The sequence below is a fragment of the Bacillus sp. MT94 genome (assembly GCF_058792475.1).
Genome location: NZ_JBXAEZ010000001.1, coordinates 1063951 through 1082014 on the forward strand (window position 1 = coordinate 1063951; position 18064 = coordinate 1082014).

The window sequence follows — 18064 nt, forward strand, 5'->3', positions numbered from 1 at the left end:
TAAGAATATTAACTTGCTTTTTAGATTTTAGTATAATTTATTTATAGTTTTATTTTATTGCAAGCTTTATAATATGATATACAAATTTATCACCTACTATTAGGAAAAGAGAATATTTTATAATTAATTTACACCATAAATTTTGTCCATGTTTTAAACAATATGTATTTTGGAGGAGGTTAATTTGATTTTTTCAAAACTCATTGATCGGTACGCCTTATATGATTTACACAAAAAAAGAAGTGTAGCGTTTCAGTATACTTCCCTATCTAACACTTCATTAAATATAAAGGACATAGAATCTTTTTATAAAGTAAAACCATCCTATATTCATTTTGACATTAAGCATTCAAAGCAGGAAAATGAATACATGGTTGGGTAATTCAACTATAAAAGTTCGGTTCAATCCGGTGATTCACGCAACGACTCTGTAACTGGGGAATTATTCTTACATGAAAATGAAAATGCACCTCATGTTATCTTTGTTCACGGTTGGAGAATGGATTCTAACGAACGTGTGAAAAAAATATTCCACGATCATATGACCAGCCTGAAGTGGAATATGTATTATTTCACTCTACCCTATCATTTTGAAAGAAAACCCGATCAATCCTTATTCAGTGGAGAGTATATGGTAAGTGCAAATATTGAACGAACAGTACAAGCAACTAGACAAGCGGTAGCTGATTTACGAGCTTTGATTAAATGGATTAAAGCAAATAAAAATGGTCCCCTCATTCTAATAGGAATTAGTTTAGGTGGATTTATTACTAACTTAACCTCTCTTGTTGAAGAAGAAATTGATGTGTTAGCATCCATTTTCTATGCAAATCGACTCTCTTATTCAATTTGGAATACAACTCCAGGTAAGTTTATTAGAGAAGACTTGGAACATCATGGTGTTACGTATGATGATTTAATAGATTATTGGAAAATCACTGAACCGAGTCAAGCATTACCAAAAGTACAAAAAGAAAATATTTTATTAATTTCAGGTAAGCACGATCTATATGTGCATTCTGAGGATACAGACTACTTGTGGGAAGCTTGGGAAAGGCCTACACGATATATTTATACATGTGGGCATGCCGGGATAGTTCTTAAACGTAAAAAAATTGCAACTGATACTATCAATTTTATTCAAAATCGATTGAACGCCCTGCACTTATCCAATGACAGGTCTTAAATTGTGAGATTACTAAGTACAAAATCTTATACTTATATTGTTATATTTTTTACTAGTCACCTTTGTAAATCTTAGCCCCAAGCCTTACACGATTGAAAATGAAATAAAATAAATAACTAAGGAACTAATTTACCATGTGGAAAAACATTGCTCAGCATTTTCACCAGTGGTCCCTGTATATGCAATATTACATACAAAAATCTTTATTTATTACGTTATTAATTTAAAAATAAATTATTCATCCATTAATCTATACCATCCGTATTTACATTTATGGATACCCTAATTACATATGAAAAAGAGAGAAGAACATTGGTTAGTTCTTCTCTTTTTGTTTATTTTTAAAATAACTATCTATAAAATTTTGCTTTTCATAATTCTTCATGAGTCTAGAAAAGAATCTAATCCTTTTCTAGACTCAAAAAGAAATTTTTCTAATGTACATAATTACAACGACATTAAACCACTTTGCTCTTAAATCCGCTACTTGTATTATTAATTGCATGAAACTCCTTCTTGAGAAAGGTTTTAATTTCCGAATATTCTGTTGACCGTTATAACATATCCAATTTACAATTTAATTGTGGTGTTCTTTCACAATTAAACTACTTAGAATACACTTCATTTATTTGAAAACAATTACAAATAGAGGTGCTAAAATGAAAACTAGAGTAAATCCAGAATTATTACAAGGGTTAGAGATGTTTCCGGATCTCGATTTACGCCCAGAAAATTTGCAATCAATCAGAGAAGGAATAGCTCAAATGAGACCACCTACCGTTGTTGATGACTCTCTTTCTTTAACAGATAAAGTCATTGTTGGGCCTGATGATAATCTGTTACCATTACGAATTTATCGTCCAAAATCAAATCATGAATCTTTACCTGTCTTATTATGGATACATGGTGGAGGTTATATCTTAGGGTCGATAGATGATAACGATGATACTTGTATGAGGTTTGCAAAAGAAGCTAGCTGTGTGGTCGTGTCTGTAGACTACCGCTTAGCACCTGAACACCCTTACCCAGCACCAATTGAGGATTGTTATTCAGCTTTAAAATGGATTGCTGATAATGCAAAGTCATTAAACATTGATTCGAATCGAATTGGGGTTGCAGGAGTAAGCGCTGGCGGTGGACTAACAGCAGCATTATCATTATTAGCCCGAGATCGAAAATATCCTTCAATTTGTTTACAAATGCCACTATATCCAATGATTGATGACAGAAATGATACACCTTCAGCAAATGAAATTAAAGAGGGATTTGTTTGGAACCAAAAGGCAAATGAAGCTGGCTGGAAAATGTATTTAGGAGAAATGTATGGAACAGATCAAATCCCTGCCTATGCAGCACCTTCTCGAGCTGAGGATTATAGTGACTTACCGTATACTTACACATTTGTTGGTCAATTAGATCCATTCCGCAGCGAAACATTAACCTATGTAAGCAAACTAGCACAAGCTGGTGTTGATGTGGAGTTTCATTTATATCCAAATGCCTATCACTGGTTTGAAGGGTTAAATCCAAATGCCGATGTATCTATTTATGCTGTGAACGAAATAGTACAAGCAATAAAGACTGGTTTCAAACGAGTATCCAAGGTTGAGGCTTAATCCCATTACAAGAGAAACACTTATAAATAGTATATATGTATTTATCATTTAAATATAATAGCCGATTCTAAATAAGAATCGGCTATTAATATGTAAAATCCGCCTAATATATTAAGGTTGAGAAACAGATATAAGATGTTTAGGCGATGTGTTTATTTCCTCTGCTAACGCTTTTATGTTCATCATGATTTGAAGTATTTCTTCTTTTGTGGTTCTTGGGTTGATAGAGCAAAGTCGAATTACTACTTTTTCTTTTAATTTAGTCGTACTTAGCATAGCAAATCCTCTTTGATTAATTTCTTCCACCAATTTTTTGTTTATTTCATGAATTGTATCTGTAGATGTTAGCTCACATGGAATATAACGAAAAGTAACAATTCCTAATTGGGCAGGTGTTACTACTTCCCAATCTTTTTCTTTCCTTAAAAACTCTTCAACTTGTTCAGCTAGCATAATGCCATGATCAATTGCCTCACGAAAAGCTGTAACTCCGAATGCTTTAAAAGAAAGCCATACCTTTAATGCTCTAAATCTACGAGAAAGTTCAATTCCACGCTCCCCAAAATTCACTTTTTCTTCTATATTAGTTTCTGTATCCTTAATATACTCTGGGATCATACGGAATGTTTCACTTAAATATTGGCTATTTCGAATAAGTACACAACCAACATCATAAGGCTGAAAAAGCCATTTATGCGGGTCTAACGTTAAAGAATCGGCACGATGAATTCCACTTAATAACTCCCTTCCTTTTTCACTGAGAATTGCTGCAGCCCCATAAGCCCCATCCACGTGTAGCCATATATCTTCATCACCACATACATCAGCCAATTCATCGAGGGAGTCCACCGCTCCGCAATTCGTTGTCCCTGCATTAGCAATAACACAGAATGGTTTTTTCCCTTTTAATCGATCTTCTTTTATTTGTTTTCTTAAAGTACTAACTGAAATTTTTAAGTCTTCATCTGTCTCAATTCGGCAAATTTGATGCTGTTTAAAACCTAATACTTTAAGTGCTCGATCTACAGAAAAATGAGTTTGGTTAGAAAAATAAACAATCGCATTTTCTATGTCATTATTCAGCTTGACCTGTCTCGCTACAGTAAGTGCAGTCAAATTAGCCATGGAACCACCACTGACAAATAGTCCTTCAGCTGAATCAGGGAATCCTAGCATTGATTTTAACCAGTTAATTGTCGTTAATTCAATTTGTTCGGCACCTGCACCTACTATCCAAGCTGTAGGAAATACATTAAACCCACTTGCTAAAAAATCTGCTAATACACCAACATAATTATTAGGACCTGGCACAAAAGCCATAAAATGAGGATGATCCACATGAGTAATTTGATTAAACACATTGTTATTAAGAAAATGAAGTAATTCCTTTGGATTAGATCCGTTTTCCGGAATCGTTTCAATTAGCTTGTCTCTAAAAATATTACTATCAATCGTTTCTGAAACTGGTTTACTTTTTAAATGATTCATATGATCAACAATCAAGTCAACCGCTTGATATCCTAACTGACGCATCTCTTCGGCTGATAACTGTAATTTTTTTGTCATTTGATTTACTCCTATTCTATTTAAAAAGGCGAGTTCTTGCTCGCCTTTTCATTTTTTATAATTTGTAATCACAAATTGTTTGTATTGGATTTTGAAGAATCGTGTTGATTAACCCATGGATCTGATTTAATATTCCCTGTATTTTCTCTGCTTCATATACCGTTTGATCATATCCAAACTTTATTGTAAGTCTTTCTTCAGGGAAGCACATAATTCCATACTTTACATGTGGCTCATCAACAACTTCGTAATCCGTGATAGCAAAATGTCTGTTTTCATTTGAAGAAAAGATTGCTGGATTAGTTGGATAGTTTTCAAAAACCCAAAGATGGTCAGTCAACTCAGTTTTTAATTCACTTTGCTTTTGTATATCAACAAATGAATAGTATGCATACTCATTACATTTCAATGTCTCTAGTTGTACCTTTTGCAGAAAATCCACAAAAGATTGCGTTTCTGTCCATGCTAATCGGATAGGCAAAATATTTGTGAACAGACCGAACATATTTTCAATTGCTTCTACTTCGGGAGGTCTGACTGATACTAGATTAGGCAATACTACTTCTCTCGTTCCGTTAAATTTGCCAAGCAATATTCCCCATACAGCTAGTAATGCCGTATTCATAGTTATATTATTTTTAGTTACAAATGTCTGTAACTGATCAGTCAAATCCTTGTCTAATGTTAAATCCATAAAAGTGAAGTTTAACCCTTCACTTTTAGATGGGACTTTCTTTTTAGGAATACTAATTTTCTGATTGTATCCTGATAAATAATCTCGCCAAAAATGACGTGCTTTCTCATGATCTTGTGCCAAAGTCCAATCTATAAATGTTTCAAAAGGTTTTACCATAGGTAACTCCGCCGTAGTTCCCGCATTTGTAGTTTCGTAGAGCTGGAATAATTCGTCTATCAAAATGCTGACGCTCCAACCATCACATAATAGATGATGGGAACTCCAAATTACCTTATACTCGTTATTACCTAGTTGGAATATACAGAGACGGGTCATAAGTTCACCATTTTTAAATCCTTGACTTAAATTTTCATTCATCCACTGATCTAGGAATTCTTGCTGTTCTTGTTTCGTCATCTCAATCAAGTTTTTTATTTCTGAATTTATTTGAACATCATATAGAACAGCTTGCCAAGGTTTTGCTTGTTCATCTTGCACAATTATTGTTCTTAAAGAATCATGACGATCAACTAATTGTTGGAAACACTGAATAAAGAGTTTAATATCCAGCTCCCCCTTAAGTGCCCAAATTGTTTGTTCAAAATATGCATTTGTATCAGGTTCATTCGTAGCATGCTCATAAATAACTTCCTGGAAAGGTGCTAACGGGTAAATACGTTCTATTTTTATATCCGGCATTTTTTCTTGTATTTTGTTAAGTGTATGTTGATTAAGTTGTTTATCTTTAACATTTAGTAATGTAGCTTTATTATCGTTCATTATGTTTACATCATTTGTTTGTGAACTTGAAAACTGGTCTAGCTTTTTAACAAATTGAACCATGTCCCTTAATATAGGAAATGAAAATATATTTTTTGGTTCAAGCTCGAATCCTTGTCGATACAGTCTGACGGACACTTGAATCGCTTTTATTGAATCTCCACCTAAGGCGAAGAAATGATCATTTACTCCAACTTGATCTATTTTGAGTACTTCTTGCCAAATACTAGTTAATATTTTTTCCATTTCAGTTTTTGGGGCAATAAATACTTCATTTTTTTGTTTCTCCGGAGTAGGGAGCGCTTTTCTATCTAATTTCCCGTTTGGAGTCAGGGGTAATTGGTCCAAATAAACAAAATAAGAAGGAATCATATAATTTGGCAAGTGATCTCGCAAATGCTTTCGTAGTTCTGTTGTACTAATATTTTGCTCAGTTACCACATATGCAACTAAAAATTTCATTCCGTTCTCATCTGTTTGATCAATTACGACAGCATGTTCGACTTGTTTATAAGTTAGAAGACAATGAGAGATTTCTTCTAACTCTACTCGATATCCTTGAATTTTCACTTGGTAATCTTGGCGGCCTAAAAATTCAATATATCCCTCAGAATGCATTTTTCCACAATCTCCTGTTTTATATATAAGACCAAAATCAGGATGTGAAACAAACGCTTCATTTGTTTTCTTTTCATCATTTAAATATCCTTTAGCAAGGCCCACTCCCCCGATATATAAATCTCCAATTACACCAACAGGGCACATTTTCTTTTCATAGTTCAACACATAATACGTTTGGTTTGCCAAGGGCATCCCGTATGGAATACTATTCCAATGTGATTCCACCTGTTTGACCGGATAATAAATTGACCAAATCGATGCTTCTGTTGCCCCTCCTAGTGAAACTACTTCTGCAATCGGAAAATGTCTTTTTATTTTTTCTGGTAAAGAAAGCGGAATCCAATCTCCACTATGTAAAACTAAACGTAAAGAAGGATATTCAAAATGAGAACCTACTTGATCCAATGCCAAATCCATGATTGCAGGCACTGTATTCCAAATTGTAATCCCTCTACGTTCGACAGTGCGGATTAATTCTTGCATGTCTCTCGGATCACGAATCATTACTAACATTGCACCTGTGCTTAAAGCTCCGAAAATATCGTATACAGATAGGTCAAAACACATGGAAGAGATACCAATAATACGATCATCTTCATTCACCTCATATTTTTGATTTATGTCTTGAATAGTATTTGTAACCGCTTGGTGAGTAATAATTACTCCTTTTGGTTTTCCTGTACTTCCTGAAGTGTATATAATATAGGCAATATCTTCTGGACCAGCAATAGCGGGCATATCTTCTGTTGTATAAAATGACAAATGATTTTCTTCATAAAGACTAGGTTCTAATAAAAGCTTGCATGAGCTATTTTTTAAAATATATGTTTGGCGATCTAAAGGATGATCGGGATCAATCGGAACATAAGCGGCACCTGATTTTAAAATACCTAACATATTAACAATTGTGTCAACTCGCCTTTTTGCTAAAAGACCCACTTTGTCACCTAGACCAATGCCTTGCTCTTTTAAGAAGTGGGCAATTTGATTGGAGCGTTTATGAAGTTCCGTGTATGTTAACCATTCTTGTTCAAATACCACTGCTACTTCATCCGGTGTACGTTTTACTTGGTCTGTAAATAATTGATACAGAGTAGTTGAAGGTATTTTTTCTGTTGTTTCATTGTATTGCTTAATTAAAATTTGATCCGATTCTTTCATCTGCAAAGATGTTATATCGCTTTGTTTCACCAATTGTTCCAATAAGTCAACAAATTGGGAAAACATTGCTTCTATTACATCAACATCAAACAACTCTTCAACATAGTTCCAGCTAATTAGTAACTCTCCATTTTTTTCAATTACTACATTATCCAAATACACTTGTGGAGTCCGAGCATGAATATAGCGAAGAGAACCAAGTTGTTCCCAAGAGAAAGCACCTGCACCTGCTAACATCGAGGTGAAAACGATTGGCATAACTGCTTTTGGCGTCATTTGATGATATCGAGTAAAATCTCGAATAAAGTTAACTCCATCGTAATGACGATGTTCAAGGCCATCTAATAAAGTAGCTTGCGTTTCTTTTACTCTAGTAAAGAAAGTTTGCTCTGGTTTTACATCAACATCCAATAAAATAAGTGATGTGAAATCTCCAACAATCTGTTCTACTTCATCATGTACAGGATAACGGTTAAATACAGTCAAGTTAATTGCTAATCGACGTTGATTACTCCAATATGCCAACACATCACCATATATTGTACAAAGTAGAGCGGAAGGCGTTACCTCTTTCTCTTGTGCTAACTTTCGTAGCTTTGTCCATTTTTTATTATCCAGGATTTTTGTAAGTGATTGGAATTTAGGAGTAGCAATCTCTGCTGGATCCTTTTTTAACAGCAAAGAAGGTGCAAACGGAAAGTCAGGAAGCTTACTTGTCCAATAATCTTTTGCTGTTTTATATTCTTCGCTTTGTTCCATTTCATCATAGATAAACATATAATCTTGAAAATCAAAAGATAAAGATTCTAATTTTTGATTTGGTTTATAATAATAATGCAACAAATCCTGTCCAACAATGTTCATGCTTGCTCCGTCCATTAACAAAGCATCGTATCGAAAACATAATAAATACGTGTCTTCTTTTAAAAGAAAAGCTTTCAATTCAAACAAAGGCCATTGCCCCAAAGGGAATACATGGTTAGTCATTCGAGACCGCTCTTCTTGTAAGCGAGCATGTTGATTCCTATCATCTAAATCTATGAGACTCTCTATTTCAATCTCGTAATCAGGAACGCTTTGTAATATTTGCTGTTTTCCCTCTGGTAAAATTACAGCTCGCAACATTGGATGACGATGGATCACCTTTTGAAAACTTTTTGAAAGACGATTGATATCCAATGCTGTTTCATATTCAAAATATGTTTGAGGGGAAATACCACTTAATTCAAACTGTGAATTCCTTCCTAACATATACGCTGTCTGAACTTCTGTTAAGGAGAATGGATTAGACAAATCTTTAACATGAGTTGGTTTACTTTCAAAGTTTTCTTCTTTATGCTCTAACTTTACACAAGAACTCAGTTGAGCGATTGTAGGGTGCTTAAAAAAATCTGTTGTACTTATTTTTAAGCAGTCTTTTCTTAATAAATTAATTACCTGAAGTGCTTTAATGGATTCTCCTTTTAATGCAAAAAAATTATCATGAATACCGATTCCCTCAATCTCCATAACTTTTTCCCACGCACGCACCAATTTTTGTTCAATTTCATTGCGCGGGGCAACGTATGGAATTGATACATAATCCGTTTGGGTTATATCCAATAACCTTTTTCTATCCACTTTTCCATTTGGATTCAATGGAATCTCTTCTACCTGAATCATTTTTTCAGGAATCATAAACTCAGGTAATTTATCACTTAAATATTTTCTGATTTCACCAAAAGACACCTTGTTATCCGATACATAGTAGGCAGCTAATAATTTCCTATTTCCATACACTTGATCAACAACGATAGCCTGGTTTATTTCTGGATATTCCCTTAATTGAGTTTCGATTTCTCTTAATTCAATCCGATACCCTCGAATTTTCACTTGATGATCCATTCGACCTAAATACTCAAGTTCCCCATTAGGCAACCAACGAACGAGATCACCTGTATGATACATCATTTCCCCTGCCGCAAAAGGACTCTGTACAAATTTTTCATCTGTCAGTTTACTTTTACCAAGATACCCTCGTGCTACCGCTACTCCAGCAATGCAGAGTTCACCGGGAATTCCAAATGGTTTTAATTGGCCATACTTATTCAATATATAGGAATGATAATTCGGATTTGGTTTGCCGATCGTAACTTCTTTGGAAGTGCTCAAGTCTTTTACTGTTGCGCAAATGGTTGTTTCTGTGGGACCATAAATATTTAAAATTGTTGCTTCACTGATACAACGAATTTTTTCAACCAAATCAATGGAAAATGCTTCTCCTGCTAATAAAATAGATTTTAAATCTTTTAGAAAATTTGCCCCTTCTGGATCACTCAAAATCACTTCCATTCGCGATGGCGTTGATTCCCATAAATCCACCTTATGTTTTTTGACCAAATGAGCCAATTCTTTTGTTGCAAACTGTTCCTCTATAGCAATTACTACTTTTGAACCTTGCGTTAAAGGAAGACATATTTCTAACAAGGAAATATCAAAAGATACACTAGCAAGAAACAAGAATGATTGATTAGCTTTTACTTTTTCTCTCATTACATTTAAAAAATGAACTAGCGATTTTTGTTCTATCATTACCCCTTTTGGATTTCCTGTCGATCCTGATGTGTAAATAACATAAGCCAAATCATTAGGATTATGTTCTCGTACTAAATTACTTTCTTCACCTTGGAAAAGATATTCTTTATCAAGATACAGTACTTCACCCGCAAATTGCGGCAATACTTCCTCTGTTCGCTTACTAAGTAAATATTTTGCTTGACTATCTTGTAACATATATTCAATTCGTTCAGTTGGGTAGTTAGGGTCGATTGGTAAATACGCTGCTCCTGCTTTTAAAATCCCCATCATACCAATAATCATTTCTAATGACCGATCTACCATAACGCCAATAATACTTTCTTTTGAAACACCTTTACTTTGAAGAATAGAAGCCAATTGATTCGCTTTCTTATTCAATTCTCTATATGTCAAAGATTGATCATTACAAACAACAGCAATTTGATCTGGAGTTTTTAATACTTGCGCTTCAAACAAATCTTGAAATGATTGAAACAAGTCTATGCCCGTTTGAAAAGTATTCAATCCTTCTAACAACTCTTTTTCTTCTTCTGCAATAATACAAATATCTTTCAATGCCAAATTCGGATTTTGTGAAACTTGCTTTAAAACATAACAATACGAATTGGCAAACTGTTGCAAAGAAGAAAATGAACGGGACTTACAAGAAATTTGAAATTCAAATTCATTATGTATTTCATTCCATTTTCTTCGTATCCATAGGGCTAAATTATTCTCTGCGTATTCTTCTAGCGAATTTTCATTATGTAATCCTTCCATCCCGATTACAATTTGAAAAGGAGTTAAATTGTGTTTAACTAATAATTCAGAGAGCGGATACTCCTGATTTTCATACCCGAATAAAGTCGTTTGTTCAATCTCATTTACTAATTGTTTAAAGGTGTGATGCGGATGGATTTCACTTCCTAAAGGAATCAACTTATTAAGATTCTCACTTTGTTCAAGATTCTTTTCAATTATAGGAATACCAATAGTAATTCTTTCTTGATCTGTATAATGTGCCAAACAAACCCTTAAAGCGGCTTGAAACCAGCTAAATAATAATAAATCTTGAGACTTACTTATTTTTTGTATACTTTTACTAAATTCTACATTTACTATGACTTGAACGTACTCACAAGGTGTTTCTTTATTTAGTTGGTAATCGCTATTAAATTTAAATACAGAAAAATCGAGAATCTCGGAAGATAATTGCTCCTTCCAAAACGCTTCTACTTCTTTATTTTCATGAATTGAACTTCGATCTTTAATGTGCATTTTTATCTTTATCCCCCTAATATTCATTTCTTCTACTCGTTAATTTTTAAGCCAACTTCAAGCCCATGGAGAAACACTTGATGATTATCCAAACATAAAAATTGCTGAATATCTTCAAATTTCATATGACCAACTGAACAAACCCCTAAATTTAATGTTTCAGCAACCATATTTAAGGTAGCAGTGATAATGCCTGACTCAATACAAGCAAATAAATATCCATCTGAACCGTATTTCGGGATGGAAGCGTTCGCATTATAAACCAAATAAACTGAGAAGGCAGATTGAGTAAATAAATCCTGATTAATTAACTCATGATCACTTTTGATTACTTGATCAATGCTGTTTACAATCACAAGACTATTTTTTGATGGGTTATAATAATAAAATCCAGCTTTCATACCCTCTATACGTTTTGGTTTTACATAAACAAAGATATCAATGGGATAGAGCCCGCCTGCACTTGCGTAATGATAGTATATTTTTTCTTCCCTAACCTGTTTTAGAGTTGATAAGAATCGGGAAAATTCCGAAAAACTAATATGTTTTTCCATATCAAATTGACGACAAGATCTACGTTCCTTAATTATAGTAGGTAGCTCATTTGTTGTTTCAAGTTGAATTTCGGTCGACCGTGCAGCAACGTGCATGCGATTTAATTGTTCACTCATATACTTATCTAACTTTTCTTTAGAAAAGCGAATCTGGTTGCTATATGGATTTGAAAAAATCTTTTCTTGTGAAGAAAATACTTCTCTTGGGTGTAATATGTTACTTACTAACACACGATTTTTTATCATGAGCTCTATGTTTTTTTGTGTCTCTTCTACATTTCCTAATGAAAAGCGCTCTACTAGTTCACTGATTTTCACACCTTTTTGAGCCATAAAATAAAGATCAGGAAACCACTCAGACAGAATACCTGTAAATCTCATTTCCCCTATCAAAACTTCATTATGCAACTTCTCCCAATGCTTAATCGGAGACCAGTAATAAATTTTCTCGCTCATATAACCCTCCATAAACGTTTAACTTATTTTTGAAATGCAATTTTCTAATCTTCAAAAATTTTTTAAAATTCTGTTCCTTGTCTCATAGTGATTATAAATACATGCACTTTAACGAAACTTGAAAATAATGAAATAACTTTTTCTTCATTAAAATTTTTTATTTCATCATAAAAAATGATTTTTTTTTGGATATTTCACATCCTTTCCCATAGTAATCCTATAAGGTATAAACCATTTATAACATTGAGAATATTCATGTATTTCCAATGTGAAATTATTGTAATGGATTGGAGAGCGGTTGAATATAGTTATTAAATCAAATAATGTTGAGAAAGTTTTATTTATTATATCGATAAAATTTTATGATGTAATTTATTACAAATAGATTAAGAAAAGAGTTTTAAATTTTTCTTAATCAGTTAGTGTGAAAATATCACATACTATTACATAGAATCGAGTTACTTACATTTCATATTCAAAATAGAGAAAAGACACCTTGAATGGTGTCTTTTCTCTATTTTAATTCCATATACTTTTTACGCCTTTGTTATTTTTAAACGATTTGTAGGAATTAATACAACTCGAACATCTAGTTCGTTATATGTTCGAATATATAATAAACATTATCTGAATTACGAATGTATTTCAGATAATTTTATAAATAAACTCAAAGATATCTTCTTCTCCTACTGCCACAAAAGAAATAATCTATTGCTTATTTCTTTTGTTAAATTGTAATATAATTACAGTATGTGAAATTATATTACATTAACTTTAAAAACGAAGTGAGAATAATCTTCACTTCGCTTTTTTCATTTGCAATCCTTATTAAATTTGCTCAATGCAGTATTTATTTCCACATTCTTCGCTTTTATTTAATCGGTTTCTCTGTTTTTAAGACAAATGAACTTAATGCAGGAACTTTAATTTTATTGTCATGGACAACATAAAGTGGTTTACTTCCCGCCTGCTTGCTGTCTACTAGTACTTTCCAAGGCCCTTTCGATGGAAGTGTTATTTCAACAGCTTCTCTATTTGCATTGTGAGCCACTGTAAAGTATTCATTTTTATTCCCCTCTATTGTATAAGCTACAGTATTTTTCGGAGCATCAATAAATGATACGTGTGTTTTTATTTGCTCTGCAGATGTCATTCGAAAAGCTGAGTACTTTTTGCGTAATTCTATTAAACCCTTCATATAATCTACTTCATTATTAAACGTTGCACGGCGCAGCCAATCCATCTGGTTAATTGAATCTGGAGATTTGTAACTATTATGATCACCGTATTTCGTCCGCATAAACTCTTGCCCTGCATGTAAAAATGGAATTCCTTGTGATGTTAATAAAATTGAAGAAGACAATTTGTGCATTTGTTTTCGCACTTCTTCACTGTCACCTGAATTAGTTAACTCAAGTTTATCCCATAATGTATGATTGTCATGTGCTTCCACATAAGTTAATACCTGTTCCGGATCTTGATAGGTAGACGAATTTGTATCGTAGTCAATACCTGCCGTAATACCTTTTTTAATACGATCTTCCATGTTTTCCTTTCCATTTATAAAACCATTTTCCTTTTCCTCAAATACACTACCTTTCAACCCATCACGTATATTATCGTTAAAATGAGCAATCCCTTTCATTTTCTCTGCATTTTTTTGATTTGCTTTCAGCTCAGCTGCAAGAGGTGTATTTAAATCCCATCCTTCTCCGTGTAGTATAATAGAAGGGTCAATTTGATTAACAGCTTTACGTATTTCATTCATCGTTTCATAATCATGAATACCCATTAAATCAAAACGGAATCCATCTAAATTGTATTCTTTTGCCCAATATGTGACGGAATCTATCATAAATTTCCTCATCATTTTTCTTTCTGAAGCAGTATCATTTCCTACTCCAGTTCCATTTGCAAATGTTCCATCTTCATTGTAACGATAATAATAACCTGGAACTAACTTATGGAAATTAGATTCAGCAGCGTTATACATATGGTTATATACTACATCCATCACTACTCGAAGATTATTATCATGTAGTGTTTGAACCATTTGCTTCAATTCAGTTATTCGCACAGTCGGCTCATAAGGATTTGTAGAATAGGAGCCTTCTGGAACGTTGAAATTTTTAGGATCATATCCCCAGTTATATTGCGGTTCATTTAAAGTCTCTTCATTTACAGAAACATAATCAAATATCGGTAAAAACTGAACGTGAGTAACACCGAGATCCTTTATATGATCAAGTCCTGTTTTTACACCCTCTGGCCCTTTTGTTCCTTTTTCTGTTACACCTAAATACTTCCCTTTCTGTTTAATACCACTTTCAGGTTGGATGGAAAGATCGCGTACATGTAACTCATAAATAATAGCATCTTCCGGATTTTTAAATTTTGGCTTTTTGTTTGCTTTCCATTTTTTCGGATTTGTTTCTTCTAAATTAACGACTGCACCTTTATCCCCATTTACAGAAGCAGCACGCACATATGGATCAACTGCTTCAGTCCACTTATCACCAATTTTGACCTTATACGTATAAAAGAGCCCTTTTTGGTTCCCTTTTAGTTCTGCTGTCCAAGTTCCCTTTTCACCTTGTTGCATGTTTATTTCAGTACCTATTTTATCGTTCCATTTTTTATATGTAACTAACTTCGCTTCACTTGCAGTAGGAGCCCATATACGGAACTTTGTATGTTGCGCGGTATATGTATTCCCTAAATCGTTACCACTATAATAAAATAAATTATCAAATTCCTCGCTACGAATGACTTTACCAATTTCAGTATTCGTATCAGCTAAGTTTTCTATTTTAACTTTGTATGTTTGTTTTAAATCAATTTTCTTTTCCGTAATTATTTTAACCTTATTAGTAATATCTCCACTGTTTATATCATAAGGACTAATATTCTTAATTTTAATGCCTTCAATTTCAATTTTCTTTTCCCTAATATTAAACGGGACATTAGTCGTTACAGTAATTTCATGGAAACTATCAATAGTTGCTTTTTGAATTGAGAGATCTGAAGAAGGCTTAGAGTTATATACTTTTTCATCACCCGAAAGAATCCATACTTCAGCACGACCGTCCTTTATATTTTCAATCCAACGATCTCCACCATCTTTTTCCCATTCATTTGTTCGAACTATAAATCCTACACGATTATAGTCACCGTCTATTTTTATCTTAGCGTATTTTCCAAATTCATCTTCACCAGTAAATTCATAAGATGTACCATTTGCATTTTCACCCCATAACCAAAGATTCCAGTCTTTTGTATTTCCAAGCTTCTCTTTGTAATGAATGATAATGTCAGTTGTTTTCGAATTTGAAATTGCCTTCACACTCTGAAAGGAGAAAACAGATGATAACATAACGATTATGGTAAGTAATAAGAATGATTTGTTAATTAACCTTTTTGTAATTTGCACCACATACACCCTTTCTTCAAATATTACTAGCGATTTATTATGCTTACACTGAATAACACTGCTTAAATTAATCTAGAAATCTCTTTTAATTCACCTCCATATTGGCTATTTTCACGTATGTATTTCAATGACCTTTTAATACGAAAACGTTTGCATTAATGCTTAAAAAAATAGATTTGTGTATGCCCTCATATATTTGTAAATGCTAAAAGGTCAGGGAAATCATTTTAAAGCAATCGTTTGTTATCGCTTTCATTTTATAGGCTTTCTATCAAGAGGTCAATATATTATTAATTTTCTGTTTTTACACACTTTAAACCTTATTTATCGCAACTTCTTACAGATAACGCACCTAATTATTGCTTAGTCAGTTTATTTCCAAAAATAAATTGCTAAGTAAAAAAACAGCTAATATCCTTAAAATGATATTAGCTGCTTTTCATAATGTATTAATATATGAATGATAACTATATTTTTAAATTACTTAATTTTCGCTGCATCAAATGCCTTTTGAACTGCTTGAACTTCAGCTGTATTTGCACCATATTTATTAGTTGCCACTCGAATACATGCTGATCTCAATTCTTTGAAATTAGAAGTCATGTTTAACTCATCAGTATTTGCATAATAGAAAATATCAAACATTTTATCTTCACCAATTCCTTTAACAGTCACTCCGTTATGAGTTCCGCCTTTTGCAATGAGATACGCAACTTTATTAATAATACTTGAATTAAAATGAACACCGCCTTGATCCCATCCATTAAAATCGTTAAATTCACTGTAATCATCTGGATAAGGTACTCCAAGTGAAGATGGAACAGAAGCTGGGTTTTCCATATCACGGAAAACAGATCCCGTTTGTTCTCCCATTGTCCAGTTAAATTTTCCATTATTTACGTATTTCTCAATAGATGTTCCCATAATATCAGATAGCGCCTCATTAATCGCACCAGATTCCCCGAAATATTCAAGGTTAGATTCGCTAGAAGTAACAGCGTGTGTAAATTCATGTCCAGCTACGTCATATGCTTTAACAATAGGATCCCCATATACAAGCATACTTCCATTATTAGCACTTAATGCATTCTGCCAATTTTTCGGATCATTCGTCTCTTCAGAATCCCAAGCGTGTACAACTGAAACTACCTTTTGTCCCTTATTATCAAAGCTATTACGCTTGTATTTATCTTTATAAAAATCAAATACTTTTGTTGCTAAGTAATGAGCACTTACTGCTTTTGGATCGTTAAATGTTGCCGAAGTACTAGTCGCTAATGTACCAGGATAATAGCTTTCTTCTTTAGTAATATCTCTGTAATTCACATCATATGTTTCAATTCCTTGCCCTCTTGTATAATCAGCAAGAGCATATTTACCATTACTTTGTTTAGAGATACCAAATGAACGAGAAATACCTAAATCATCTTTTCCTGTTCCGGTTAATGATGTAAGACTGCTTTGTTTACTTTTCTTTAAAGCTCCAACTAGTTTGTCACTGGCTTTTAAGTTAGATTCTTGTACCATATTTTTTAACATATCACCATTTTGTGCATTTACTAAATAAGTACCAGAAACATAGTTTGGTGTTGCAGCTTCAAAGGTAACTTGGTATGCATTTTTTGCTTGTCCATTATTTTCATCAACAAAAATAACCTCTTTAACTTCTGGCTCAGTAATAAACTTGATATCGTTCCCGTACTTCGTATAAATAAATTGTTTTGCTTCATCTTTTGATAGATTAATAGGTTTTTTCAATTCTTCTTGTTTTAAATTTTGCGCGCTATCACCTGAAACACTTTTAATAACACCATTATTATCTACATGTGCAGTTAATTGATGGCCATATACTTCTTTTCCTTCGTATGTTTGCTGCATACGTACAAGTGTAGTTCCATCATACGAACCACGTTTTTGAAGGACTTTATAATCTACTCCTGCTTCTCCATTGACTTGTTTTTGGGACAGAGCTTGCTCTGTTTTCTCCTTAAGTGCATCCTTTACTACATTTTCTGGTGCCTTTTGTGACGGTTGTGTAAGTTCACCCGAACGGAACGATTCCTCCTGAATTTGAACTTGTAACTGATCTGTTTCCTCTGCATGACCTACCCCATATGGTGCCACAGCTGTTAAAGCTAATCCTGTTGTTAATGCTACCTTAGTTAATGTCTTTGTGTTTTTCAT

At 33.3% G+C, this 18064-nt stretch carries 6 protein-coding genes and 1 pseudogene; 2 read left to right on the forward strand and 5 right to left on the reverse strand.

All coding sequences use genetic code 11. From position 1 onward, the window contains the following. Positions 1–184: 184 nt before the first annotated feature. Positions 185–1186, forward strand: a pseudogene (locus AC1Q51_RS05200) (alpha/beta hydrolase). A gap of 659 nt (positions 1187–1845) precedes the next feature. Further along, the gene (locus AC1Q51_RS05205) at positions 1846–2802 is read left to right on the forward strand and encodes an alpha/beta hydrolase (protein WP_000857937.1); all 957 of its coding nucleotides are present in this window, start codon (positions 1846–1848) and stop codon (positions 2800–2802) included. A gap of 111 nt (positions 2803–2913) precedes the next feature. Here AC1Q51_RS05205 and AC1Q51_RS05210 read toward each other — a convergent pair whose 3' ends face one another. The 5 genes from AC1Q51_RS05210 to AC1Q51_RS05230 all read right to left on the reverse strand — a co-directional run bounded on the left by AC1Q51_RS05210 (position 2914) and on the right by AC1Q51_RS05230 (position 18064). After that, on the reverse strand, positions 2914–4368 hold the full coding sequence (locus AC1Q51_RS05210) for an aromatic-L-amino-acid decarboxylase (protein WP_000162820.1): 1455 nt from the start codon (positions 4366–4368) through the stop codon (positions 2914–2916). Positions 4369–4423: 55 nt separating this feature from the next. Next, positions 4424–11440 carry an amino acid adenylation domain-containing protein gene (locus tag AC1Q51_RS05215; RefSeq protein ID WP_492331409.1) on the reverse strand — a complete coding sequence of 2339 codons (7017 nt, stop codon included), beginning with the start codon at positions 11438–11440 and terminating at the stop codon, positions 4424–4426. Between the two features lie 32 nt (positions 11441–11472). Beyond that, the gene (locus tag AC1Q51_RS05220; RefSeq protein WP_016512704.1) at positions 11473–12450 is read right to left on the reverse strand and encodes a SagB/ThcOx family dehydrogenase; all 978 of its coding nucleotides are present in this window, start codon (positions 12448–12450) and stop codon (positions 11473–11475) included. Positions 12451–13321: 871 nt separating this feature from the next. Further along, entirely contained in the window at positions 13322–15880 is a 2559-nt protein-coding gene (gene pulA / locus AC1Q51_RS05225) for a type I pullulanase (RefSeq protein WP_492331410.1), read from the reverse strand. A gap of 480 nt (positions 15881–16360) precedes the next feature. Then, a complete protein-coding gene (locus AC1Q51_RS05230; RefSeq protein WP_492331411.1) occupies positions 16361–18064 on the reverse strand; it encodes a M4 family metallopeptidase in 1704 nt (567 codons plus the stop codon).